Source organism: Chloracidobacterium thermophilum B, from assembly GCF_000226295.1.
GTDB classification, from domain to species: domain Bacteria; phylum Acidobacteriota; class Blastocatellia; order Chloracidobacteriales; family Chloracidobacteriaceae; genus Chloracidobacterium; species Chloracidobacterium thermophilum.
The window spans coordinates 403,389-428,089 of sequence record NC_016025.1; the positions used below are offsets into that span (position 1 = coordinate 403,389).

The following is a 24,701-nucleotide window of genomic DNA, read 5'->3' on the forward strand; positions in this document are numbered from 1 at the left end:
AAGTACGCACGGACGGCCGTCAGCAGTCACCACTTTCCCACGTTCGTCCCCGTTTGACAAACCCAAGCAGGCTTGTCAGCATCACTGCTTCGGCTGGATTACCGGTTTCGTTCAACCCACGAGTTTGACCCCAGAGACGAGAAAAACGCAACGTGTCTGATCGCCGGAACCAGCCCGTGCCTGCCCGTTCGGGCTGCCATCCCAAACACTTACCGAACCACTTCAAGGAGAGCCTACTTGCCATGAAGACCGTTTCGATTGCCGTCCTCAGCCTCGCACTTGCCGCCGGGGCAACAAGTACCACCACCCTGGCTTACACCGCTGCCGGGGTGTCTGCCCAGGACAATGCTGCCAAGCAGCGCAAGGAATATGACGACTACAAGAAAATTGAGGCGGAGCCGGACCCGGTCAAGAAACTTGAACTGGCGCGCGCCTTCTTTGAGTCCGACCCGACTCCAACGTATGTCAAGTACGTTCAGGGACAAGTCAATGCCGCCCGCTATGCCCTGTTTACCCGCTACAAAGAGGCCGGCGACATGGCCAATGCCGTCAAAATTGCCGATGAATACGTGGCTTCCGTCCCCGAAACCGATCTGTTCTTTGCCTTTCAGTTGACGACGTTGGCTGAAACCAAGGCCCTCAAACAGGGCGTGAAGCCGGAGGCCGCCGGGGCGTGGGCGGAAGCCGCCAAATATGCCACCAAAGCCCGCAAACTCATCGTTGAGGACAACCGGAGCGAAGCGTTGCTCTACGACTCCAAGACGACAACCTGGGACAAGGTCAAGCCGGGGTTTGTGGCCTATCTCCACCGGATTGAAGCCTTTGCCCACTTCACTGCCAAGCAATATGACCAAGCGGAAAAATCCCTGCTGGCGGTCATCGAAGCCAAGTGCGACGCCTATCCCGATGTCTATTTCCTGCTCGGCCAAATCCACAACGCGCGGTATGACGACAAAGCCAACGCCTTCAACAAGCTCTCGGCCGAAGTACAAAGCGGTGAACAAGGACAGAAGCTTCTGCAGGAAGCCAAGGAAGAATCCAAAAAGGCAGCCGAGTTTTTCGCCCGTGGCATTCTCGTGGCCGAAGCTTCCCCGAACAAAGACACCTACAAGGCTATCGTCGCCAACGCCCGCAAGGAAATGGAAGAGGCTTACGAGATTTGGAACGACGGCAAAAAGGACGGAATGGAGGAGTTCATGGCTGGCTTCAAATCCGCCTGCCAGCCGTGAAAGGCTTTGGCCTGGACGCACCAGCAGGCCCCGTTCAGCGACGGGCGCTTCTGAGTGCCACCCTGAACCCGTATCCGCCGCATGCCAAAACGTGGCAACCAGACTTTTGAACACCTCATGGCCCAGCTTGAAACCCGGCTGGGCCACCGGTTTGCCCGCCGCGAATGGCTTGCCGAGGCACTGACCCACCGCTCCTACGCCTTGGAGCACCCACCCACGCCCCACAACGAGCGCCTCGAATTCCTTGGCGATGCCGTGCTCGGTTTCATCATCTGTGCCTGGCTTGTCGAGCAGTTCCCCACCGCCAGCGAAGGTGATCTGGCCAGGGCCAAGGGGCACCTCGTGGCTTCCGCCCAACTGGCCCAGGCGGCGGAGCGCATTGGGTTGGGTGAAGCCCTGCGCCTCGGCCGCAACGAGGAACAACAGGGCGGACGCCACAAGACGACGCTCCTGGAAAACGCCTTCGAGGCCGTTGTGGCCGCCCTGTACCTCGATGGCGGCATCGCCGTCGCCACCGATGCCGTACGGCGCATTTTCGCCGATGAGGTTGCCGCGCTCGACTTTGCCCACATTGCCGCACTCGACGCCAAAACGGCACTTCAGGATTGGCTCCGTCTGCACCGCCGACCGCTCCCCTGCTACGAAACCATTGCCGTCGAAGGTCAATCCCACCAACCGACGTTTCACGTCGTCGTCACGATTGAGGGCCACTGTCTGGGCGAAGGGCGCGGGCCAAGTCGCAAGGCCGCCGAGCAGGCAGCCGCGGCTATGGCGCTTCAGCAGTTGAAAGCCGAGGTTGAAACGTCATGACCACGGCCAGGGAAAACGCCCCCGCTTCATCCCTGCGGCGCCGATGGCCACTTCTGCTCGGGACCGCGGCCGCAGCCGCGGCTGTTCTCCTGCTACTCCTTTTCGTTGCACCGCACCTTATCCCGTCTGGCTGGCTCATTCCCCAACTGGAGCAACTTCTGAGCCGGGCGCTCGGCACACCGGTTCAGGTAGCCAGCGCCAGGGCCACCTCGTTTCTGCCGCTGACGATTGTCGTTGAAAACGTCACTCTGGGTCAGAACCGCCCGGAGGCCCGGCTGACAGGAACCATCCGGCAGGGTGAGTTTGGTATTGGCTGGCTCAACCTGTTCCGTCGCCGCCCGACCTTTACCCACCTGCACCTGGTCGAAGCGGACTTGCAGCTTTCAACCGGTACGGCTGCCGGGCCGTCCGGCCAGTGGCGGCTGTTGCCCGTACCATCCGCACCCCATCTGCCCGCAAGCCTGTCCGCACCGTCACGCCGGGCTTTTCATCACCCGGAACTGATGCTGCGCCCTGCCGCCGATACTCCAACTGACACCAATGCAGAACCGTTCAGCATTGAGCAGTTGGCCGTTCAGAACAGCCGCCTGTCCTGGCCCGACACGCCCTTCCGGTTCGAGCGCCTGAACACCGAAGGACGTGTGCAGGGACGTGACGTGACCCTGCGCCAGACCACGGCCAACTGGCTCAACGGGACACTCGAAGCCAGTGCCGTACGCCTGACCTTTGCCCCGGAACACCTTGGCTTTGCCATCACCGGCCGCCTGACCAACATTGCAACTGAAAAGCTGGCTTCCCCCCCGGAAACAGCGGCTGTGACCGGTCAGGGGACATTCCGGCTCGACATCGCAGGACAGTACCGCTACGAGACACGAAACTTCGAGGGACTGTCCGGCTCCGGCGATGGCGATCTGCGTGAAGGGTGCTTCCCCCGCCTCCGGCCGGGAGCCATTGGACGGACACTCGCCCCCCCTGCGCTGCCCATGCGTCTGGGCGATTTCGACCTGGGCCCCCTGCAGGAACGCCTGCTGGGAACGGAATCCGGGCTGCCCTCAACCAGCGAAGGGCTGTCCTTCCGGGAACTCGTCTTCCGCTTTGCCTTGGAAGGCACAACCGTCAGGCTTGACGGACTCACCTGCACCATCGCCGAAAACCGCCAGATTTTTGGCCAAGGTGTGATTTCCCTGGCCGAGCGCCCGGCGCAGATTAACTTCGACCTGCGCTTCCCGCTGAACTTCGTTACGGGACGCAGCGCCAGCCGGCTCCCCTTCTTTGGAACATTGAGTGAGCGGCAGATGATTCCGGTCCGTGTCACCGGTACGTTCGAGCGGCCGGTCGTCGAAATCATCAGCCTTTCGCTGTAACCTCAGCTTATGAGCCATCTCAACCTGCCGCCCGAGGCCTTCCGACGTTGGGATGAAACGCCGGATGCCCGGTTCTACAGCCTGCCGCGCTTCGTCACCCACATTGACGCCGGAGCCATCGCTGCTGTCACGCAGCTTTACCGTGAGTATTTTCCTCCCGGCGGCGACATCCTCGATGTCTGTTCAAGCTGGGTCAGCCACCTGCCGGAAGATGTGACCTACCGGCAGGTCACTGGCATTGGGATGAATGCCGCCGAGCTGGCGGCCAATCCCCGGCTGACGGACTGGGTCGTTCACGATCTGAATACCAAGCCGGTTCTGCCTCTCGCCGATGCCAGTTTCGATGCCGCCGGTCTGTGCGTTTCCATTGACTATCTCACCGATCCGGTAGCCGTACTGCGCGACATCGGGCGGGTCCTGCGTCCGGGCGGGCCGCTGGTCGTCACCTTTTCCAACCGCTGTTTTCCCACCAAGGCGATTGCCATCTGGCTGATGCTCGACGATGCCGGGCGCTGTCGGCTGGTCGAGAATTTCTTTCGGGCGGCTGGCGTCTGGGACGACATTCACACCCTTGACCGTAGCCCCGGCACTGGTGATCCCCTCTATGCTGTCATCGGGAGGCGGCGATGAGCATCCGCTGTCTCGTCACCGGCGGCGCCGGCTTCATCGGCAGCCATCTGGTCGAACGGCTCGTCCGGGACGGCCATCGCGTCCGGGTCGTGGACAACCTCATCACCGGCTTTCGGCACAATCTGGCGGCTGTCGCGGCCGAGGTTGAGTTCATCGAAGGCGCGCTGGAAGACCCGGCAACGGCGCAGCAGGCTGTAGCCGGCGTGGAAGTCATTTTCCACGAGGCAGCGCTGCCCAGTGTGCCCCGCTCCGTCCAGGACCCGTTCACCTCCCAACGCTGCGGCGAAGTCGCCACCCTGACGCTGCTCGCTGCCGCAGCCCGGGCCGGCAGCGTCAGGCGCGTCATTTACGCCTCTTCATCGAGCATCTACGGCGACACACCAACTCTTCCCAAGGTGGAGACCATGCCGCCACGGCCGCTGAGTCCCTACGCGGCAACCAAGCTGGCCGGAGAAGGCTACATGTCCGCCTACGCAGCCTTGAGCGGCATGGATACGCTGTGCCTGCGGTACTTCAACGTCTTTGGGCCGCGCCAGGACCCAAACAATCAGTACGCCGGCGTCATTGCCAGGTTTGTCCAGGTGATGGCACGCGGCGAGCGGCCGACCATCTACGGCGACGGAACGGCCACCCGGGACTTCACCCCCGTTGCCAACGTCGTACAGGCCAACCTGCTGGCTATGAACGCTCCGGGGCGCTTCCAGGGCGAAGTGTTCAACATCGCCTGCGGACGGCAGATTTCCCTTCAGAGGCTTGTGCAGCAGCTCAATGCGCTGTTTGGGACCGACCTCAACCCTGTCCACGCTGCACCGCGGCCCGGCGACATCGCCCACTCCTGCGCCGACATCGCCAAAGCGGGGCGCCTGCTGGGTTATGCGCCCCAGGTGGATTTTGAAACCGGGCTGCGCGAACTGGTTCACCAGACACCCCGCCTTTAGCTGCCCGGTTCGCGGCCAGCCACAGACGGCGCGACCTCTTGCCTGACTGCGTATAAAATCGTATTTTTCCTGAACACAAAACACACCCGTACTCTGGATGCACGCTCATGAAAGTTGCCTACGTCTTTGCCACCAACATGGCCAGCACCTTCAAACTGGCGACGATGATCCTGCCGCAGCTCGAAGACGGAGAACACGGCGCACAGGTCGTCGGAATGATGTTTTTTGATGACAACTTGTTCTGCCTCCGGCAGGGTGACCCCGTGGGTGAGCGGCTGGCGCGCCTCGCCAAGGAACAGGGCATCCTGCTGATGGTGTGTGACCAGTGCGCGGTGCGCCGCAACCTGGCTGAAGGCAACTTCGAGCAGTGCGGCAAGGGACAGGTCAAAGCCAAGGGGCTGGTTGAAGGCGTCGTAGCCGGGTGTTTTCCGCAGCTCTATGCGGCTTTGGCCGGAAATCCACCCGACTACGTCATCACGCTGTAAGCCCGGCCCCCACCCCATCAACGGCCGATGTGGCTGAGACTGTGGTGTGGAAGGTTCACACGGTGTCTTCCAGAAGGTCGGCGGCCGTGAGTTCCGTCGCCGGACGTTCGTGCTCAAAGGCCAGCAGTCCCAGTTGTGCGTAGTGCGGACGAATGCGGTCGCTGAGCAGCCCAATCCGTTTGAGATTGGGAATGATGCGGCGAAACATCGTCCGCCGGAACATGGCCATCATGTCCGAGTGGAGCACCAGCCGGTTCCACTGCGCACGGCGCAGGCGATGGGCAAAGTGCTCATCGTAGATTTCGTGCAGAAGGAACCGGTTGCGCAGCAGCACGGCCATTTCAAACGCCCAGTCTTCACGGTCCCGGCGCTCACGTTCACTGACCTCCCGAAGGTAGAACTCGCCCAGCGCGAGTACGCCGAAGTGGACGTGGCGGGCTTCATCCGTGATGACCATTTTGAGCAGGTCGCGCAGCAGCGGCTCGCCCGACAACTGGCGCAACGTGGTGAAAGCCCCCAGGGCCAGCCCCTCGATCATGATTTGCATCCCCAGGAATTTCACGTCCCAGCGCGAATCCGTCATCAGGGCATCAATGACGACGTAGAGGTTGTCGTTGATGTCATAGAGCTTTTCCAGCTTCGTCGTCAGATAGGTGTGAAACGCCTCGACATGACGGCTTTCATCCATCACCTGCGTGCCGCCATAGAGCTTGGCATCGAGCCATGGCACGGCCGTTGTGGTCAGCGCCGCCGCGTAGAGCGCCCCCTGTTCGCCGTGCAGAAACTGACTGAGCAGCCAGCTTGTCAGCGCGTGGAGCTGCACCCGGCGCTCGTGTTCGGTCAGCTTTGACCAGAGCGGAAGCCAGTAGGCTGGGTGAAACTTCTCCGGCAGCAGCACAGTGTCGGGATGAAACGGATCGACAAGACGCTGCCAGTCCAAATCGGTGGTGGCATTCCACTGGGCGGTTTTGGCGGCTTCGGTCAGACGACGAATTTCGGGCTGATTGCGTTCGTAACGCCAGTCGAAGTTGGCCGGATACCCCACCGGCAACGCCGTGGTGTCTTCCCGTTTGCCGCGTTTTTGAATCAGACCACGGTAGGCCGGGCCGAGCAGCCCCGCCAGTACCCGAACATTGCCATTGGCCGTAGCCTGGTACAGTAAAGCGCCCTGTTGCATGAGCGCATCCAGCTCAGACAGGACAGCCTCGCGCGTAGGCAGACGCAACATAAGCGACGTGCCTCCCTTGTGACGGACGGTCGTGACGGGGGCCATCACAGGCGTGAAGGTTACGGCCCCACGCCCACAAGAGCAAACGCTTTCACCTGTGCACGTGTGCCAAAAAGGTTTCCACCTGGCGCTGAACCTCTCCGCTGGCGAGAAGTTCGGCCGCGCAGGCGGCACCGTCAGCCAGCGTTTCCGTCCGTCCGGCGGCCACAAACCCAAGGCCGGCATTGAGCCGTACGCTGTGGTAATCGGCCGAAACGGTATCCCGTCCCGTCACGATGTCCTGGAACTGCCGCAGATTGGCCTCTGGTGTGTAGGGCTGAGCTTCTACATCGCACGGCAGGTCGAGCGGTGTCCAGGAGCGTTTGTCAATCCGCCGGGGCGTCACTTCATACAGGACGGAGGTTCCGACCGGCGTCAGTTCGTCCCGGTTTTCGTGGCCGCGCACCACGACCGCCCGGTGTGTTCGTGGGTCGGTCGCTAGCCACTGGGCAATGAACGCCTGCATGCGTGGGTGCGACACCCCCATGACGCGCCGGCCGGGATGCAGAGGATGCAGCAGCGGGCCGATGTAGTTGAAAAGGGTCGGACGCCCGAACCGCCGCCGCGCCGCCGCCACAGCCTTGAGCGCCGGGTAACACTGAGGTGCGTAGAGAAACGCCAGGTTGGTGGCATCGAGCAGGCGCGGGAGCCGCTCCGGCGGATACTCGACCGGGACGCCGAGCTGTTCGAGCAGGTCAAAGCTCCCGCTCGTACTGGTGGCAGCGCGGTTGCCGAACTTGACCACGCGCACGCCCCCGGCTGCCAGAACGAAAGCCACCGTGGTTGAGACATTGAAGTGCGGCCGACCGCTGCCGCCCGTGCCGCAGCAGTCAAAGACCGGCTCAGCCAGCTCCGGCAGGGGGCAGGCCGTGGCGCGGACGGCTGCAATGAGCGTGGTGAATTGCTCAAACGTTGCGGTGTCGGGCGTCAACGATGCCAGCAGCGCATCGGTTTCCGCTTCACTCAGGCGACCAGCAAGCAGCGCGGCCAGATGGTTGGCCAGGGTCTCATCCATCATCTTCTTCTGTTGACTCCAGCCTGCCCGGCGGTCCGGCATCGGGCTGGCAACTGGAGACAGGCAAACTACGAAGCATCTGACACAAAACAATTTTTTTCGGCTGCTCGGTGGTCACACGTTATTCGTGCGATCACCGCTCATATACTACCCGCTGTAACACTGACCACTGTGCCACTGACCGCTATGAACTCCACGCAGCGCACACACCTTCGCCAACTCGAACGTCTGACTTGGATTCACCGTGAAATCCAGGCGGGCCGGTTTCCGAACACCAGGCGCATTGCCGAGCATTTCGGGGTTTCGCGCAAGACAGCCCAGGAAACCATAGATTTTATGCGCGACCGCTTCCAGTTGCCACTGGAGTACTGCGCGCAGCAGCGGGGATTTCACTACACCGAGCCGGTTCACTCGCTCCCGTGGATGACGCTGACCGAAGGTGAAATTGCAGCCATCCTGATGGCTGAGCGGCTGGCCCAGGCCTACGGCGGACAGGCCGCCGCTGGCATCACCGAAGCGCTCACCAAGGTCATACAGACGCTGACCGAAACGGTCTCCGTGGACCTGAACCATCTGATGGCCCTCCAGTCGGTCGAAGCACTTCCTACCAGCCCCATTGATCAAGCGCACTTCGCACTGTTTGCCAAGGCTATTGCCCACCGTCACCCGGTACGGATGGTCTATTTCACCCAGTCTTCGGGTGAGACCAAAACGCGCACGGTCAATCCCCTGCGCCTGCACAGCGCCAAAGCTGAGTGGTATGTCATCGCCTTCGATCACCTGCGTCAAAAAGTGCTCGACTTTCACCTGGGACGTGTCCGTGCGGCCGAACTGCTCGATGACACCTTCGAGCCGCCGACCGGCTTTGACATCGAAACCTATCTGAACCGTGGCTTCGGTATGATTCGTGGGGAAGATCAAACCTACGAAGTCATCGTGGAGTTTGACGCCTATCAGGCGCGCTGGATTCGCCAGCAGAGCAAGGTTCACAAAACGGCGCACTACACCGACCTGCCCGATGGCGGCTTGCGGGTGACGATGCAGGTCGGGGCGCTGGAAGGCGTCCGGCAGTGGGTTTTGCAGTATGGCGCACGGGTGCGCGTCATTGCCCCGGAGCAGCTTCGCACCATGCTGCGTACGGAAGCCGAAGCTCTTTTGAAACTGTATGCCTGAGTTCAGGTCAGACAGGTTTTCTGTCCCGGCCTGGAGGTGATGCCTCTGAACCATTGTCCAAGGAGTACGTCATGACCGACAGCCCCATCGTTGAAATGCGTTTTTACCTGTCCGGCGAACGCCTGCCGGTGGATCACGGCTACCTGCTCTATGCCGCCCTGTCCCATCTTCTGCCGTGGCTTCACGATGATACCGCCGTCCGGCTGGCACCCATCCGGGGACTCTATGCCAGCGGCAACAACCTGCTGCTCCAGAACTGGAGTCGGCTGGTGATACGTACCCCGGCTGACCGACTCGCCGGTTTTCTGGCGCTGGCCGGACGTACGCTCGACGTAGGCGGCTGCCGTCTGCGCCTCGGTGTGCCCAGCATCCACACACTCCGGCCGGCATCCACGCTCTATGCCCATCTGGTGACGACCAGAAATGGGCAGGATGAAGCCCGCTTTGATGTCGAAATTGCTCGGCAGCTTGCGGTACTCGGCATCAACGGACAGGTTGCACGTGGCGCCCGCCGTACGTTCACGGTTCACGGACGGCATCTCGTCGGCTATGCCCTGTCCATTTCGGGTCTTGACCCGGAGGCTTCGGTGACGTTGCAGGCGGCCGGCCTCGGCGGTCGCCGCAAGATGGGCTGTGGCTTTTTTGTTCCGCGAAAGGAGGGACAGCCGTGAGCACCGCACTTCCCAAGTACCTACTGGCAAAGTCGTACCCACAAACGAAGTTTCCGCAGCAACCGCCGGACTACGCCCTGCTCCTTCAGCACAACCGCGACGTGGCGCAAGCCTGCACGGCGCTGGTGGAAGTCATTGGCCGACTTGTCCTGGAGCGCGCCGGACTTACCGAAACCGACATTGAAGCCTTCAAAAAGGCCATGGCTGCCGTGGGTTGGTTTGAAGACCTTGGCAAAGCCAACAGCCATTTTCAGGCAATGGTGACGAAAGCGCCGCAACTCATCCAGCTCCTGCGCCACGAGACCCTTTCCGGTCTGCTGCTCTGGCAAAACAAAGCACTGCGCGAATGTCTCGAACCGGCTCTGGGTGAGTGGTTCATACCTGCCCTCTGGGCCGCCATGGGCCATCACCGCAAGTTTGATTGCGACACCCAGGCTTCCGAAGCGCCAGCGTTGACAGTCTGGCTGAACCATCCCGACTTCCGGCAGATGCTCGTTGAGCTTGGCGAACGTCTGGAGCTGAAGACGGCTCCGCCAGCGTTTTCTGAGCCGCTCATCGTTGCCCCCGACAACCGGAACCGGGACAACCGCAACCCAAATGCGGTTTCAGCACGGCGCGCCCTGCAGGACTTGAAAGAAGATTTTGACGACCTCCGGGAGCAGCTTGCCCCGGAATGGTCAAAGCGCTTGGCCGTGATGAAGGCGCTTGGTATTGCGGCGGACGTTGCCGCCAGCGCCATTGCCGCCCGGGGACAAAGCGCCGCCAGTTACTCGCTGGATACCTTTGTCCGTGAAACCCTCGGACATGTCGGACTCGATGCGGCGGATTTTGATCGGCTCATCGGTGAATGGGCGTGGAAGGCCACCGGGCAGCCGCGCCCTTCCGACGCACCCCAACTTCCGCCCGGCTTTGCTTTTCGTCCCTTTCAGTGCGAGGTGGCCGCTTCGGAACGTTTTGTCACACTGGCCTGCGCCGGCTGTGGTTCCGGCAAGAGTCTGGCGGCCTACCTGTGGGCGCAGGCGTGGCAACGGCGCACCGGGCAAACCAACTTCCGGCTCTTTTTCTGCCTGCCGACCACTGGGACGACGACCGAGCACTTCAAGGACTACGCCCTCGAAGCGGGACTTTCGGCCGCGCTGACCCACTCACGTTCGACCGTTGACCTGAAAGCTCTGGCGGAAACGGCCGACCAGGAATCCGATGTGGACGCCAGCAACGCCGAGCGTGCCGCCCAGCGCGCCCTCGACGACCTGCGGGACAAAATCGAGGCGTTGTCCCTGTGGGACACCCCGCTGGTCGTCACCACGGCCGACACCGTGCTTGGACTGATGGCCAACGCCCGCCGGCCACTCTATGCCTTTCCGGCCATAGCTCTGAGCGCCATTGTCTTCGATGAAATCCATGCCTTCGACGACCGGCTGTTTGGGCATCTGCTGGCATTCCTGCAGTTCTTTCCGAAGCAGCCAGTGTTGTTGATGACGGCTTCCCTGCCCCAGCACCGGCTGGCGGCGCTGCAAAAGGTTCGCCCGGATTTGCGGGTCATTGCCGGCCCGCCTGCATACGAACAGCTTCCCCGCTATAAACTCCGTTATCCCAGCAGTCCAGAAGAAGTCTGGCAGGCCGTTGCGGACTGTATCGCGCAGGGCGGCAAGGTGCTCTGGGTGCGGAACCGCGTCGAATGGGCCAATGAAACCTATGCGGCCTGCCGGGAACGTTTTCCAAAGGTTGAAGTGAACGTCTATCACTCCCGGTTTCGCTACAGGGACCGGAGCAAGCTGCACCACTATGTCATCGGGAAGTTCAAAGGGAGGGATGCGCAGATTCTGGTCACAACCCAGGTGGCTGAAATGTCCCTTGACCTGTCGGCTGATCTGCTCATCACCGACATTGCCTCCGTCCCGGCGCTCATCCAGCGCATGGGGCGGGCCAATCGCCGGTCAACGCCGGAGTGTCCCCAGCCACCCAAGCCTGTCCTCGTCTGCCCCCTTCCGCCAAAGGCAGACGAAAGGGATAACCCGGCACTGCCTTATGACGCGGAAGATATTACCGCTGCTGAACTTTGGATCGAGCGCCTTCTTTCCCTTGAAAAACCGCTCAGTCAACGCGACCTGGCTGACGCCTTTGGAAGCCTCTCACCGGGAAAAGACTTCGATGTTGAGCAGGCCTGGAAAGCGGCGTGTTTTGTTTCGGGGGGGTGGGAAACCCGTCCCGGCATGACGCGCGGCGAAGGCTACACGGTCAACGTCATCCTCGAAGCTGACTGGAAAGCGTACGGCCAGTCGGAGCCAGGCCGCGACTGGCTCATCGAGCACGAGGTTGCCATCCCGTTTCGGCCCGAAGTTCTGCGGTGGGGAACGGTGGGAAGCCGTCGCCTCGCGCCGGCCGAACGGGTGGCGTACGACTTCAACCCAGAGACAAAGAAAGGAACCGGAGCAAGATGGGTCAGCGCACAACCGGCTACCAACTGCCAAATCCTCTAGTCTATGAACTCGGAAACCCGAACTTCACGGTCTATCACCGGGCGGCACTGGGCGGTCTGGCCGCGACCATAGAAGCCTGGAAGAAGAATCCCCGCCTGAAGCCGGAAGGGATCGCGGCCGAAGTTGATGCGGGCAAAGTCGAAATCCGGTGGGACAAAAAGTTGTCCGACCGGCAGTTCATTCGCCGCCTGCTGGAAGCTTCATTCCGGCTGACACCGGACAAGCTCATTGACCTGCCCGGACATGGCATCGAGACCGACCGGGATGGCCTGCGGCTGGCCATCCATACGGGACTGTGCGGGACTTTCCTGCAACACAACAAGATGCGCCCAGGTGAAAAAACACCCCGGACACTGAAGGTGCAAGTGGAAGGTGAAGAACAGGAGTATCTGCTTACCTACAAGGCAGTTAACTCCTATGCCCACCAGAAAGCTCAGGGAACACGTCTTTTGGGCGGCGACGATCAAGCCCCGTTGCCACCTGTGGCCTTGATTCCCCAGTCGGTTGTGCCGGGGGCGATGACGGGCGCCAGTGAGCTTGAAGGTCCCCCCGAAGAAGTGCTGCTTCTGCTTTACCTGATGGTCGGTTCAGCAGTCTTTCTGCTGCGCTCGTACCGCCACGAAAGCAGGGCGCAGTATTGTCTTGTCATTCCCGATGTCAAAAACCTGAAAAGTTTCGCCCGCAACCTGCGCCAGATAGCGGCCCGGGGTGCCAACTTTCTGACGAATGGTTATCCCGGCCGCATCGCCGGAGGCACCGAGGAAGCAGCGCTGCGCTTCCTTCTTGCCCTTGAAGCCGGCAATCTCACGGAGGAATTCGGGCGCAGTGTGTCCGGCTGCCTGGCCGTGGCGATGGGCAAAGCGCCCTGGGACAGGAAACAAAACTATCGCACCCTTGTCGTGCGGTTGGGCGCCGAGTACCCCGAACTCGAGGTCTTCCGCGCAGCGCTTCAGCATTTCGGTAAGGGGCGGCTGTTGACCTCGGCCAGGGGCGAAGCCTTTCCTGCTTCGCCCAACCCGCTGCCGGAACTCATTGCCGCCAACCTTGCCGCAGAACGGCACTGGTGCGCTGACTTCATCCAGCGTTGCCAGGAAAAAAAGGATTTTGAACAACTCACTTTCCAAAAAGGAGGACTGGCCGCCATGACCAAGGCCATCAAAGACGAGGACGACCAGGCCATCATCGCCATCTTTCACGAAGCCTGGCGGATGACCATGGGCGCCCTCAGCGAACGCGCGCAACGGGAAGGCAGTGACTTCACCGCCCTTGTCGAGCGCGAGCGCGAACGTACCCGCAACGCCATCCTGCGGGCCAAGACCGCTGAAGCCCTGGCCGGATGGTTTCTCCGCTTCTGCGCCGATGCCACCAAAGGTGCGGCGCTGGCTGGCATGAAGCGCAACGCAGCGCGCGTGCGCGAATTCATCTTCAACCCCCGCAACTTCGAGCGATTCCAAAACCTGCTTCTATTTGCCCTCGTCAGCTATATGGGCAGGGAAGACAACCTTAGTGAAGGAGGCATTGACGCATGACGACCCACTACCTCTACGCCACGATCCTCACCGGCGAGGCCGTTGCCGCCAACAATCGCGGCGACAATCTCGGCAACACGACAACCCTTCAAAAGGTGTTTCATCAGGATGACGTACACACCAGCATTTCGGCCGAAGCCATCCGCTTTGCGCTGCGCTATCGCTTTCAGCTCGCCGGGCTTCCCGTCAACCGGCGCTATGACGGCGACAGGCTGATCTATGCCGACGAAAAGCGGACGTACTGGGGCAGCCGAACGCCCTTCATTGACGACGATCTGATGGGCTTTATGGATGCTGCCGCCGCCCAGGCTGAACGTGATGATGAAGAAGCCGAGCCGGGATCAACAGCAAAGTCTGGCAAGAAGAAAAAAGGGACGGTAACGAAGCGCACCAGCCCACTGGCCGTCGGGCGCGCCGTGTCGCTGCGCCCATACCGGGGTGAGCTGTCCTTCAACTGCGTCAGTGGGGTGAAGGAAAAGGGCAAGCTGTCGCTCTACAACGCCGAGATGCACACGACGGAGTACCAGTACAGCATTGCCCTCAACCTCAATGATGTCCTTGACAAGCAGAACATTGGCCACCTCATTGACGCGCTCATCGAACCGCCTCCGGTCGCCGGCAATCACGCGCGGTTTTACTACGACTTTTCGCCGGCCTCGATTATCTTCCGCGTCACTTCCGCCCATGCCTCCAGAATCCAGAACTGCTTTGAGCACGATGAAGAAGGGCGGACGTACACCGTCGCCCGGCTCATCCGGCGCGTCGCAAGCGGGGACATCCCGGCAGAAGAACTCATCATCGGGGGCGAGTTGTCACATACCGATGAGGGGAAAAAGCTGAAGGAACTGGGTGTGACGGTACTCGATGGTGTCCGCAAAGCGGCGGATGAGGCCCGGCGGCGCATCGCCCGGCGGGACAAAGCCTTTGCCGTTCTTGCCGAAGGGAGGTGAGCGCCCATGCTCACACTTCACGTTGAAGTGCCCTATGGAAGCTTTCGCAAGTCCTACGCACGGTCGCTGGCCGAAACCTATCCGTTGCCGCCGCCAGCCACGGTGTACGGCATGCTGCTGTCGCTTGTGGGCGAAGGTTTCCGGCGCCGGCACGTAGGTGTCCGCCTGGCCTTGGCCTTTAGCGGAACCTACGGCAACGGAAGCCAGCGGCATTCGCCTTTTCCCCGTGTAGCCCAGACGTTGCGCAAGCTGAGCCGTTACAAGTACGGCGAAGCACCAAAACAGTCTGAACAGGGGAATAGACCGGACTACATTGAAACCCTGTGCGACATCGCGTTTCTGTGCTGGGTGGACTCGGCGCAGGAAACCAACCCGGAGCCAAGGCTTGAAATGCGTCTGCGGGAAGCCCTGGAAACACCGGAGAAGATCACCCGCTACGGCGTTCTGAGCCTTGGACTCAGCGATGATGCCGTCAACGACATCTGTCTTGTCCAAAAGCCAACCGGGGACTGGCACCGGCTGAAGCCAAGCCAGGAAGGATCGCTGGAGTTGCCGGTGTGGGTTGATCACGTCGGATCGCGTCATACCCGATGGCAACGCTACGAACTGGAGCGTGAGCCTGTCACTCCAACCGAGCCGCCTCTGGAAGCGTACTGGACGGTCATCCGGCCGCCTGCGTAAACGCGGAAGCAAACACATCTGTGATGCCGCAAGGCGCTGAAAACCGGCTTACGACCTGGGAGGACAGTATGGGAACACCGGACGATGTCGTGCCACTGACGCGCGTCATGGCACTGCATGCACTGGCCTATTGTGAGCGTCTTTTCTACCTGGAAGAAGTCGAGGAGATTCGTCTTGCCAATGATCGTGTCTATGAAGGCCGCCGTGTCCACCTGCAGGACATCAGTGAAGGGATTGAAACCCTGACCTACGAAATGGAAAGCGAGCGGTGGGGCATTCGCGGCAAGGTGGATGCCGTGCGCTACCGGGATGGGTCACTCGTTGCCTACGAGCACAAGAAGGGGAAATCCAACCGGCGCGCGGCCTGGCCGTCAGATCGGCTTCAGGTCATTGCCTATTGCGCCCTGCTGGAGGAAGCCACCGGGAAGACCATTCTGGAAGGGCGCATCCGGTATCACGCCGACAATGTAACAGTGCGTGTCCCCTTTGATGATGCCGCCCGCCAGGAGCTTCGCGCGGCGGTTGCGCGTGCCGCCGAACTCCGTCAGCACATTGAACGTCCGCCGGTCACATCCGACGTGCGTCTGTGCCGCCACTGTGCCTTGGCGCCGGTCTGTCTGCCGGAAGAGGATCGGCTGGCCGTCATAACAGCCGATGCACCTGAAAGTGAGGCTGAGCCAGCCGATGCCAAAGTCAGACGCCTGTTTCCTGAACGGGATGAGCGGCGCATCCTGCATATCACCGAACCGGGTACGCGCGTTGAACGTGCTGCCGAAGAGCTGGTTGTTGAGATTCCCGGACGGGTTCCCGTCAGGTTTCCCGGCAGAGACGTTGGCGCGGTCGTCCTCCACGGAGCGGTACAGATAACGACCCAGGCAATTCACTACTGCGCCGCCAATGACGTTGCCATCCACTGGTTGACCGGAGGCGGGAATGTCGTCGGCAGTTTTCGTGGCGGGACACCCGGCGTACAGCGGCGGCACCGGCAGTATGCGGCCCTGTCTGACCCCGACTTTTGCCTTGCACTGGCTCGCCGTCTGGCAATGGCAAAAGTCGAGAACCAGATTCGTTACATCCTGCGGGCGACACGCCCGATGCTGACCGAAGCTGGGCGCGATCCAGCATTGGAACAACACCTGACGCAGATGCGCCATGCCTTGGCACAGATTTCCAGAGCGGTGGGACCGGATGAGATTCGGGGCTACGAAGGGTCGGCCGGGCAGGCCTACTTTGCAGCTTTTGCATCGCTCATCCGCACTTCCCCTAGTGAACCGGGTAGCCCGGCAGGTTTTGAGTTTGTGGGACGCAATCGGCGTCCGCCACGCGACCGGGTCAATGCGCTGCTGAGCTTTTTCTACGCACTCGTTTACAAGGATTGCCTGGCAGCCTTGATCGCCGTCGGGCTGGAACCATCGTTTGGCTTTTTGCACACGCCCCGGAGTGCCGCGCATCCACTCGCGCTCGACCTGATGGAGCTGTTTCGCGTACCGCTGGCGGATATGCCGGTTGTTGCGTCAATCAACCGCAAACAGTGGGACGCCACGGAAGACTTCGTTGTTACGCCACACAAGGTTTGGCTTTCGCTGGAAGGAAAGCGCAAAGCCATTGCCTTGTACGAGGAACGGAAGCAGGAAAGCTGGCAGCATCCGGTCTTGCGTTACTCGCTTTCGTACCAGCGCGCGATTGAACTTGAAGCCCGTCTGCTTGAAAAGGAGTGGACTGGGGCGCCGGGCTTGTTTGCCAGAATGCGGTTGCGCTGAGACCGCCTCAAGAGGGGGGCAGAGTTATGGGAGAAAGGCGGTGGTATCTCGTCAGCTATGACGTACGCGATCCAAAGCGGTGGCGCAAAGTTTATGAGCGCGTCAAGGGGAATGCGGAAAGGGTACAATTTTCCGTCTTCCGCATGTATTGCACCAAAACTGACCTTGAGCAGTTGCGTTTTGATTTGGCAAAGCTGATGACGAGTGAAGATGATTTACTGGTCATTCATTTGTGTCCCGGCTGCGCAAGGCGTGTGGTTGACACCTCAACCAAAACTTCCTGGGATGAAGAACGCAAGCGGATTGAAATCCTGTAGGCGGGCGGATTCACGCATGTCGGTGTGGACAGGATGCTTTGCCGGTGAGTGTCTGGTAAGTCCTTTGAAGCGAACGCTTTTCCTGCCTGAATGTGGGGAAGACTTGCTTGAATGGGCCAGCGTGCTTTATTTTGCAGGAGTTACGGGCATTACCCGGCAGACGGGAGGCGGCTTGCCGCCTTTCCGGTTCAGGTGCTTGAGCAAGAAGCAGTTTTATGTGGCCAGTGCTTACCGTTTGGGGGCGCGGTGCAAAAATCTTTGATGCCGAAAGGCGTTGATCACTGAAAAAGACGAACACTCCGGAGGACGGGAAGCCTGTGCAAAAATCTTTGATGCCGAAAGGCGTTGATCACAAAGTAAAAGCTTACGTTCCAACCCTGGAGTACACGCGGGTGCAAAAATCTTTGATGCCGAAAGGCGTTGATCACTGAAAGGTTTTGTGCCGGGGTGTGCCCGTTTTCCGGCGGGTGCAAAAATCTTTGATGCCGAAAGGCGTTGATCACCTTCTGCGCCGGGATTGAGCACGCCGTCCACATCACTGTGCAAAAATCTTTGATGCCGAAAGGCGTTGATCACCTCCCGCCATTCACTTCCACTTGCACCGATTGCCGCCAGTGCAAAAATCTTTGATGCCGAAAGGCGTTGATCACGACTGCACAACCGACAACGCAAACTGCTTGAACGGTGCAAAAATCTTTGATGCCGAAAGGCGTTGATCACCGGCGTCAGGACGACTTCACGCTGGGCGTGCGCGAGTGCAAAAATCTTTGATGCCGAAAGGCGTTGATCACCTCTCAGCGCCCACCATCGTTGATTACACCCGCAGTGCAAAAATCTTTGATGCCGAAAGGCGTTGATCACGCGATAATGACGGCGATCAGCGGGAACGGCATCAGATGTGCAAAAATCTTTGATGCCGAAAGGCGTTGATCACTCGTAGTGATTGCCGGCCATCTCGTAGACGGCTTTCAGTGCAAAAATCTTTGATGCCGAAAGGCGTTGATCACTGTGGCTATAGTACACGTGCGCATTGAGCTTGACAGTGCAAAAATCTTTGATGCCGAAAGGCGTTGATCACTCCATTACGTTTATCGCGTGCCGCAATCCCGTCAAGCCGTGCAAAAATCTTTGATGCCGAAAGGCGTTGATCACAACCACGCTTCGCCGCGCATATCGGTAAGCGTCGGCGCGTGCAAAAATCTTTGATGCCGAAAGGCGTTGATCACAGCTTGCGGCGTTGCGTTACTCGTACCAGCGGGGGTGCAAAAATCTTTGATGCCGAAAGGCGTTGATCACGCAATCAGCGGGAAAGGCATCAGATTATCCCCCCCGTGCAAAAATCTTTGATGCCGAAAGGCGTTGATCACCAGGGGTTGCCCTTGTGTTGCACAAACCAGTCGTGTGCAAAAATCTTTGATGCCGAAAGGCGTTGATCACGCAGGCTTACCGCCGCCCAACTCTGTCAAGTGCTTGAACGTGCAAAAATCTTTGATGCCGAAAGGCGTTGATCACCCTTGCCGTCTCCCCTTTATTCCTGCCTTGCCAGGGTGCAAAAATCTTTGATGCCGAAAGGCGTTGATCACTTCGGCGCACGCTGAAGGTCTGTCCCCCAGACGAGTGCAAAAATCTTTGATGCCGAAAGGCGTTGATCACCGGTTTTTGTGAATTCGACGGTTGGCGGCTGAAAGGTGCAAAAATCTTTGATGCCGAAAGGCGTTGATCACGCCAAGCCGGCGCAGGGAAAACGTCGCTCATCCCGGTGCAAAAATCTTTGATGCCGAAAGGCGTTGATCACTTAGGAAACCGCACCAAGACGCGAACAAGCCCGGCGTGCAAAAATCTTTGATGCCGAAAGGCGTTGATCACACAATGGCGATCAAGGGAAACGGCATTAGATTACCCCTGTGCAAAAATCTTTGATGCCGAAAGGCGTTGATCACACCACGTCGCCGGGCCACGTGATACCAAATAAGCAGTGCAAAAATCTTTGATGCCGAAAGGCGTTGATCACTACGCGCGGCGTTGCGCGTCATTCAAATGCGACAGAGTGCAAAAATCTTTGATGCCGAAAGGCGTTGATCACACGGCCTTGATTTCGTCTTCGATATTCCGGCGTCGAGTGCAAAAATCTTTGATGCCGAAAGGCGTTGATCACATACCGCTCCGCCGGAATTGTGGTTGGAGCTGGACGGCAGTGCAAAAATCTTTGATGCCGAAAGGCGTTGATCACCAGACGAGTGGCAGATACAGCTACCGTCTGCCCTTTGTGCAAAAATCTTTGATGCCGAAAGGCGTTGATCACTCAATCAGGAAAAACCAGCCACGCACCGTCGCGGCGTGCAAAAATCTTTGATGCCGAAAGGCGTTGATCACTACCAGCCGGACTTGTCACGCTTTTCGCCCGTATTGTGTGCAAAAATCTTTGATGCCGAAAGGCGTTGATCACGCGCTTGTTACGCCGTATTGGGCAAGGAATCGAGGTGCAAAAATCTTTGATGCCGAAAGGCGTTGATCACTTTGGGAAGCGGGTGGTGGGATTACCCGTCATTCTGGTGCAAAAATCTTTGATGCCGAAAGGCGTTGATCACGTTCGCTCTTATTACTTCAGCGGCAAGTACTACGGTGCAAAAATCTTTGATGCCGAAAGGCGTTGATCACTCCACGATGGGCCGGTAGTCCAGTCGCGCGCACTCTTGGTGCAAAAATCTTTGATGCCGAAAGGCGTTGATCACACCATGTACACAAAGTACACACCGGATAACCTAACCCAGTGCAAAAATCTTTGATGCCGAAAGGCGTTGATCACGTGGTATTGCCGCCTGCTGCACGACTGGGCATGGGTGCAAAAATCTTTGATGCCGAAAGGCGTTGATCACCCCTTTTTGTGGCGCCTTGAAGCCGATCTTGTTCTTTGTGCAAAAATCTTTGATGCCGAAAGGCGTTGATCACGCAAATCTGGACGCAACTTTGATTGGCGCTGCGCCGGGTGCAAAAATCTTTGATGCCGAAAGGCGTTGATCACAAGCGGCACGGGAGAAACCAGGAACTCGCCAGTATGTGCAAAAATCTTTGATGCCGAAAGGCGTTGATCACTGGTGCTCCGCCTGACGCGGTATCTCACGGCTGTCGTGCAAAAATCTTTGATGCCGAAAGGCGTTGATCACAACGTTTTGTCAAGGGGAAAGTTCCGATTTTTTTGTGCAAAAATCTTTGATGCCGAAAGGCGTTGATCACGCCGGCAATCACTACGACATCTGGGTTGGGTACGTGTGCAAAAATCTTTGATGCCGAAAGGCGTTGATCACGCTGGCTGGCGTGGGCTGTGCAAGGGGAACTTTTGGTGCAAAAATCTTTGATGCCGAAAGGCGTTGATCACTCCACGATTGGTCGGTAGTTCACTCGCATGCACTCGTGCAAAAATCTTTGATGCCGAAAGGCGTTGATCACTTGTCGACCGCCGGGAAAGCAGCCGGCGGAGTGTCGGTGCAAAAATCTTTGATGCCGAAAGGCGTTGATCACGTGGCAGGCGCGGTTTCTGAAGGCCCTACCCGCTATGTGCAAAAATCTTTGATGCCGAAAGGCGTTGATCACGTGTGGGTTTGAGATTCGCAACCGGGCCTTCAAAGGTGCAAAAATCTTTGATGCCGAAAGGCGTTGATCACCGCACCTGAGGAAGTGGATAGAACGACTGTCGAAAGAGTGCAAAAATCTTTGATGCCGAAAGGCGTTGATCACGACTCGTTACTTGACGAGTCCACGCCAGATTAAGGTGCAAAAATCTTTGATGCCGAAAGGCGTTGATCACCGCTGAACTACGTTTTGGCTAAGGTCAATCAACTGGGGTGCAAAAATCTTTGATGCCGAAAGGCGTTGATCACAAAAACTCAAGCTCTTGCGCAAGCGCATGGGCGGCAGTGCAAAAATCTTTGATGCCGAAAGGCGTTGATCACGATTTCGCCTATGCGAAGACGCTTGCGCGGAGATAGTGCAAAAATCTTTGATGCCGAAAGGCGTTGATCACAAGAAGCCCAAGCGCAGGCGCGGATTATTGACCTGACCAGTGCAAAAATCTTTGATGCCGAAAGGCGTTGATCACGCGGTAATCGTGATTATAACGCCTGAAGCGCGGGGGTGCAAAAATCTTTGATGCCGAAAGGCGTTGATCACCGGACAAGTGGCAGATACAGCTACCGTCCGCCTTTGTGCAAAAATCTTTGATGCCGAAAGGCGTTGATCACACCGCGCCGGTTTTTCCGTTTGAGCCAAACTGGGGTGCAAAAATCTTTGATGCCGAAAGGCGTTGATCACCCCGTCGCTGGTCAAGGAGCGGGTCAAGGGGCGTCCGTGCAAAAATCTTTGATGCCGAAAGGCGTTGATCACACGGCGTGCACTGGGTACTTTGCTTTCCCGTCGAAGTGCAAAAATCTTTGATGCCGAAAGGCGTTGATCACACCGGGTCTGACCCATATATTGCATCACGAGTGCGTGCAAAAATCTTTGATGCCGAAAGGCGTTGATCACTGTTCTCAACCGAAATCACCGTATCCGACGGGTTGGTGCAAAAATCTTTGATGCCGAAAGGCGTTGATCACACGGTTGGCTTCAACATGGCGTTTCAATCCTGGGTGGTGCAAAAATCTTTGATGCCGAAAGGCGTTGATCACGACGCGGTGATTCGTGAGGCAATCAAAGACAGGATTGTGCAAAAATCTTTGATGCCGAAAGGCGTTGATCACCACGCTGCCGTTGCTGCTGGCGGGCTGGACAAGCTGGTGCAAAAATCTTTGATGCCGAAAGGCGTTGATCACGGCCGCTATCTGCACCTGCAGGGGAAGGTGTATTACGCGTGCAAAAATCTTTGATGCCGAAAGGCGTTGATCACCGGTGTGCTATGCAGTGTGGGGCTGGCGTCCACGGTGCAAAAATCTTTGATGCCGAAAGGCGTTGATCACTACGGGAGACGGCGCAGAAGCTCCCCTAAAGCGTGTGCAAAAATCTTTGATGCCGAAAGGCGTTGATCACTCACACGCTTCTACGCGAATTCACAGACCGGGAATGGGTGCAAAAATCTTTGATGCCGAAAGGCGTTGATCACACCGGCGAGAGACCGTTTCTATCCTGCCTTGGGATAGTGCAAAAATCTTTGATGCCGAAAGGCATTGATCACATTTCAGCCGAGCGACCGCCGCTTGGATTTGTTCACGAGTGCAAAAATCTTTGATGCCGAAAGGCGTTGATCACGCCATCGCAGTCAAGAGCACTCGCTCGCTCTCGCAACAGTGCAAAAATCTTTGATGCCGAAAGGCGTTGATCACTTATCACAGCGCGCCTCGACCGCAAAGTTGACGCAAAGGTGCAAAAATCTTTGATGCCGAAAGGCGTTGATCACCTGTCACACGTGCTGGGAGTACACACCAGAGGGGGTGCAAAAATCTTTGATGCCGAAAGGCGTTGATCACTGGTTTCTCCTTTCCCGCATAAAACGGCTTCGAGTGGTGCAAAAATCTTTGATGCCGAAAGGCGTTGATCACCGATTGCGTCAGCGTCACGCACCTTGTCTTTGACAGGTGCAAAAATCTTTGATGCCGAAAGGCGTTGATCACGCGAACTCGTCTTGGTGCGTGTCGTTATCCGGGAGACAGTGCAAAAATCTTTGATGCCGAAAGGCGTTGATCACTTGACCGGAGACTGCTGCGAACCAACCTTGTTGGCGGTGCAAAAATCTTTGATGCCGAAAGGCGTTGATCACATCTCTGGGTCGGATACGTCCGACCCAACACAGCCGGTGCAAAAATCTTTGATGCCGAAAGGCGTTGATCACGCAGTTGCACCGCCGCCGAGAAAACTTGCGGCTTGTGCAAAAATCTTTGATGCCGAAAGGCGTTGATCACCACACCATAGTACTGCTTCCACGCAAGAGCGCGTCGGGTGCAAAAATCTTTGATGCCGAAAGGCGTTGATCACAGCAGGCTGTAGTGTTTTCCATCCAGTCTTGCGACTGGTGCAAAAATCTTTGATGCCGAAAGGCGTTGATCACATCGCCCCTAAGTCTGGCGGCTCCCAAGTGTCCAGTGCAAAAATCTTTGATGCCGAAAGGCGTTGATCACTAGACTTTTGCGAGTTTCAGCGACATAAGGCGGGTCAGTGCAAAAATCTTTGATGCCGAAAGGCGTTGATCACAATCGCTGCTCGCACGGGTGCTTTTACTGTTTCGCGTGCAAAAATCTTTGATGCCGAAAGGCGTTGATCACCTTCAGTTAGAGGCCCTTCAAGACTTGCTCAATCAGGTGCAAAAATCTTTGATGCCGAAAGGCGTTGATCACGGCCGCATCCTGTACTCGCCGTCAATGCCGGGCCGTGCAAAAATCTTTGATGCCGAAAGGCGTTGATCACGACGGCGGCCAAGATCAGTCCGAAACACGCCGTCGGGTGCAAAAATCTTTGATGCCGAAAGGCGTTGATCACGCCCATGAGGTTTCGTTTCTTTTTTCGATCTGCGAGTGCAAAAATCTTTGATGCCGAAAGGCGTTGATCACCTCCCTTTTTTTCTGCTTGTAGAGAAGGCGCCTAGTGCAAAAATCTTTGATGCCGAAAGGCGTTGATCACTCAACGAAACCCGTAAAACCCTGAACGCCTACGCAGTGCAAAAATCTTTGATGCCGAAAGGCGTTGATCACAGACGGGACTGACTACGGCTTACCCAGCCTGGTTGTGCAAAAATCTTTGATGCCGAAAGGCGTTGATCACCTTGCCAAACTTCTACCGCTACTTCCAGCGCATAAGGTGCAAAAATCTTTGATGCCGAAAGGCGTTGATCACGCCAGCCGGTAAGAATCAAGCTGGTCTAGTTCTAACGTGCAAAAATCTTTGATGCCGAAAGGCGTTGATCACTCCGACAAGCCAATTGGCGCGGTCAAACGCAGGTCAGTGCAAAAATCTTTGATGCCGAAAGGCGTTGATCACGCCGGGCGGGGGCTACGCCCGAAATCTCACACCGGTGCAAAAATCTTTGATGCCGAAAGGCGTTGATCACATACCAAGTATAATAGACTTCTGTGCGAAGTTGTAGTGCAAAAATCTTTGATGCCGAAAGGCGTTGATCACTGCTGACGGTTGTGGACGACAGCGAGGATGATTCGGTGCAAAAATCTTTGATGCCGAAAGGCGTTGATCACCACCCGTCACGCGGGTGCGAGTGCCGGAAGGCACTGGTGCAAAAATCTTTGATGCCGAAAGGCGTTGATCACTTTGATTCGGTCTCAATCGAGCACGAACGCGCGTTTGTGCAAAAATCTTTGATGCCGAAAGGCGTTGATCACCGGCCGAAATACCGGCCATATTTCCGCGCTGGCTTGTGCAAAAATCTTTGATGCCGAAAGGCGTTGATCACTTAAAACCGGCG

Annotated in this window: 16 protein-coding genes and 1 CRISPR repeat array; of the genes, 14 read left to right on the forward strand and 2 right to left on the reverse strand. The window is 58.0% G+C overall.

Translation table 11 applies throughout. The features are described from left to right. Positions 1-242 precede the first annotated feature (242 nt). The 6 genes from CABTHER_RS12755 to CABTHER_RS12780 all read left to right on the forward strand — a co-directional run bounded on the left by CABTHER_RS12755 (position 243) and on the right by CABTHER_RS12780 (position 5,456). Positions 243-1,229, forward strand: a complete 987-nt coding sequence (locus CABTHER_RS12755) for a hypothetical protein (protein WP_014101073.1) — start codon at positions 243-245, stop codon at positions 1,227-1,229. Between the two features lie 81 nt (positions 1,230-1,310). Then, positions 1,311-2,039 (forward strand): ribonuclease III, encoded by a 729-nt coding sequence (gene rnc, locus CABTHER_RS12760; protein ID WP_014101074.1) that lies wholly within the window; start codon positions 1,311-1,313, stop codon positions 2,037-2,039. After that, positions 2,036-3,403 (forward strand): AsmA family protein, encoded by a 1,368-nt coding sequence (locus CABTHER_RS12765; protein WP_014101075.1) that lies wholly within the window; start codon positions 2,036-2,038, stop codon positions 3,401-3,403. Before rnc ends, CABTHER_RS12765 begins: the two co-directional genes overlap by 4 nt. A 9-nt stretch (positions 3,404-3,412) precedes the next feature. Then, on the forward strand, positions 3,413-4,033 hold the full coding sequence (locus CABTHER_RS12770) for a class I SAM-dependent methyltransferase (RefSeq protein WP_014101076.1): 621 nt from the start codon (positions 3,413-3,415) through the stop codon (positions 4,031-4,033). Then, the gene (locus CABTHER_RS12775; protein ID WP_014101077.1) at positions 4,030-4,971 is read left to right on the forward strand and encodes an NAD-dependent epimerase/dehydratase family protein; all 942 of its coding nucleotides are present in this window, start codon (positions 4,030-4,032) and stop codon (positions 4,969-4,971) included. The genes CABTHER_RS12770 and CABTHER_RS12775 overlap by 4 nt, the downstream gene beginning before the upstream one ends. 107 nt (positions 4,972-5,078) lie before the next feature. Next, positions 5,079-5,456: a SaoD/DsrE family protein gene (locus tag CABTHER_RS12780; RefSeq protein ID WP_014101078.1), complete on the forward strand. Its 378-nt coding sequence runs from the start codon at positions 5,079-5,081 to the stop codon at positions 5,454-5,456. Between the two features lie 55 nt (positions 5,457-5,511). On the opposite strand, the gene CABTHER_RS12785 is transcribed toward CABTHER_RS12780, so the two are convergent. Then, positions 5,512-6,684 (reverse strand): ferritin-like domain-containing protein, encoded by a 1,173-nt coding sequence (locus tag CABTHER_RS12785; protein ID WP_014101079.1) that lies wholly within the window; start codon positions 6,682-6,684, stop codon positions 5,512-5,514. 91 nt (positions 6,685-6,775) lie between these two features. Beyond that, a complete protein-coding gene (gene trpD / locus CABTHER_RS12790) occupies positions 6,776-7,780 on the reverse strand; it encodes an anthranilate phosphoribosyltransferase (protein ID WP_081464927.1) in 1,005 nt (334 codons plus the stop codon). A gap of 144 nt (positions 7,781-7,924) precedes the next feature. On the opposite strand from trpD, the gene CABTHER_RS16165 reads away from it, so the two are divergent. The 8 genes from CABTHER_RS16165 to cas2 all read left to right on the forward strand — a co-directional run bounded on the left by CABTHER_RS16165 (position 7,925) and on the right by cas2 (position 17,299). Next, positions 7,925-8,911: a helix-turn-helix transcriptional regulator gene (locus CABTHER_RS16165; protein WP_014101081.1), complete on the forward strand. Its 987-nt coding sequence runs from the start codon at positions 7,925-7,927 to the stop codon at positions 8,909-8,911. A gap of 71 nt (positions 8,912-8,982) precedes the next feature. Beyond that, positions 8,983-9,582 carry a type I-MYXAN CRISPR-associated protein Cas6/Cmx6 gene (gene cas6, locus CABTHER_RS12800; protein WP_014101082.1) on the forward strand — a complete coding sequence of 200 codons (600 nt, stop codon included), beginning with the start codon at positions 8,983-8,985 and terminating at the stop codon, positions 9,580-9,582. Next, a complete protein-coding gene (gene cas3, locus CABTHER_RS12805; protein ID WP_014101083.1) occupies positions 9,579-12,062 on the forward strand; it encodes a CRISPR-associated helicase Cas3' in 2,484 nt (827 codons plus the stop codon). The genes cas6 and cas3 overlap by 4 nt, the downstream gene beginning before the upstream one ends. Further along, positions 12,020-13,591, forward strand: a complete 1,572-nt coding sequence (cas8a1, locus tag CABTHER_RS12810) for a type I-MYXAN CRISPR-associated Cas8a1/Cmx1 (RefSeq protein WP_014101084.1) — start codon at positions 12,020-12,022, stop codon at positions 13,589-13,591. Before cas3 ends, cas8a1 begins: the two co-directional genes overlap by 43 nt. Then, positions 13,588-14,541, forward strand: coding sequence for a DevR family CRISPR-associated autoregulator (locus CABTHER_RS12815; protein ID WP_014101085.1), 954 nt, complete (start codon positions 13,588-13,590; stop codon positions 14,539-14,541). Before cas8a1 ends, CABTHER_RS12815 begins: the two co-directional genes overlap by 4 nt. Positions 14,542-14,547: 6 nt before the next feature. Next, positions 14,548-15,222, forward strand: a complete 675-nt coding sequence (gene cas5, locus CABTHER_RS12820; protein WP_014101086.1) for a type I-MYXAN CRISPR-associated protein Cas5/Cmx5/DevS — start codon at positions 14,548-14,550, stop codon at positions 15,220-15,222. 68 nt (positions 15,223-15,290) lie between these two features. Continuing rightward, entirely contained in the window at positions 15,291-16,982 is a 1,692-nt protein-coding gene (locus CABTHER_RS12825) for a type I-MYXAN CRISPR-associated endonuclease Cas4/Cas1 (protein WP_041570147.1), read from the forward strand. 26 nt (positions 16,983-17,008) lie between these two features. After that, positions 17,009-17,299, forward strand: coding sequence for a CRISPR-associated endonuclease Cas2 (gene cas2, locus CABTHER_RS12830; RefSeq protein ID WP_014101088.1), 291 nt, complete (start codon positions 17,009-17,011; stop codon positions 17,297-17,299). Positions 17,300-17,545: 246 nt separating this feature from the next. Further along, a CRISPR array of direct repeats spans positions 17,546-24,689; the repeat unit is 36 nt; unit sequence GTGCAAAAATCTTTGATGCCGAAAGGCGTTGATCAC. Positions 24,690-24,701 lie beyond the last annotated feature (12 nt).

Excerpts from the sequence above, each read along its gene's own strand:
- CABTHER_RS12755 (WP_014101073.1), top strand. The coding sequence starts at position 243 with ATGAAGACCGTTTCGATTGCCGTCCTCAGCCTCGCACTTGCCGCCGGG.
- rnc (WP_014101074.1), top strand. The coding sequence starts at position 1,311 with ATGCCAAAACGTGGCAACCAGACTTTTGAACACCTCATGGCCCAGCTT.
- CABTHER_RS12765 (WP_014101075.1), top strand. The coding sequence starts at position 2,036 with ATGACCACGGCCAGGGAAAACGCCCCCGCTTCATCCCTGCGGCGCCGA.
- CABTHER_RS12770 (WP_014101076.1), top strand. The coding sequence starts at position 3,413 with ATGAGCCATCTCAACCTGCCGCCCGAGGCCTTCCGACGTTGGGATGAA.
- CABTHER_RS12775 (WP_014101077.1), top strand. The coding sequence starts at position 4,030 with ATGAGCATCCGCTGTCTCGTCACCGGCGGCGCCGGCTTCATCGGCAGC.
- CABTHER_RS12780 (WP_014101078.1), top strand. The coding sequence starts at position 5,079 with ATGAAAGTTGCCTACGTCTTTGCCACCAACATGGCCAGCACCTTCAAA.
- CABTHER_RS12785 (WP_014101079.1), bottom strand. The coding sequence starts at position 6,684 with ATGTTGCGTCTGCCTACGCGCGAGGCTGTCCTGTCTGAGCTGGATGCG.
- trpD (WP_081464927.1), bottom strand. The coding sequence starts at position 7,780 with ATGCCGGACCGCCGGGCAGGCTGGAGTCAACAGAAGAAGATGATGGAT.
- CABTHER_RS16165 (WP_014101081.1), top strand. The coding sequence starts at position 7,925 with ATGAACTCCACGCAGCGCACACACCTTCGCCAACTCGAACGTCTGACT.
- cas6 (WP_014101082.1), top strand. The coding sequence starts at position 8,983 with ATGACCGACAGCCCCATCGTTGAAATGCGTTTTTACCTGTCCGGCGAA.
- cas8a1 (WP_014101084.1), top strand. The coding sequence starts at position 12,020 with ATGGGTCAGCGCACAACCGGCTACCAACTGCCAAATCCTCTAGTCTAT.
- CABTHER_RS12815 (WP_014101085.1), top strand. The coding sequence starts at position 13,588 with ATGACGACCCACTACCTCTACGCCACGATCCTCACCGGCGAGGCCGTT.
- cas5 (WP_014101086.1), top strand. The coding sequence starts at position 14,548 with ATGCTCACACTTCACGTTGAAGTGCCCTATGGAAGCTTTCGCAAGTCC.
- CABTHER_RS12825 (WP_041570147.1), top strand. The coding sequence starts at position 15,291 with ATGGGAACACCGGACGATGTCGTGCCACTGACGCGCGTCATGGCACTG.
- cas2 (WP_014101088.1), top strand. The coding sequence starts at position 17,009 with ATGGGAGAAAGGCGGTGGTATCTCGTCAGCTATGACGTACGCGATCCA.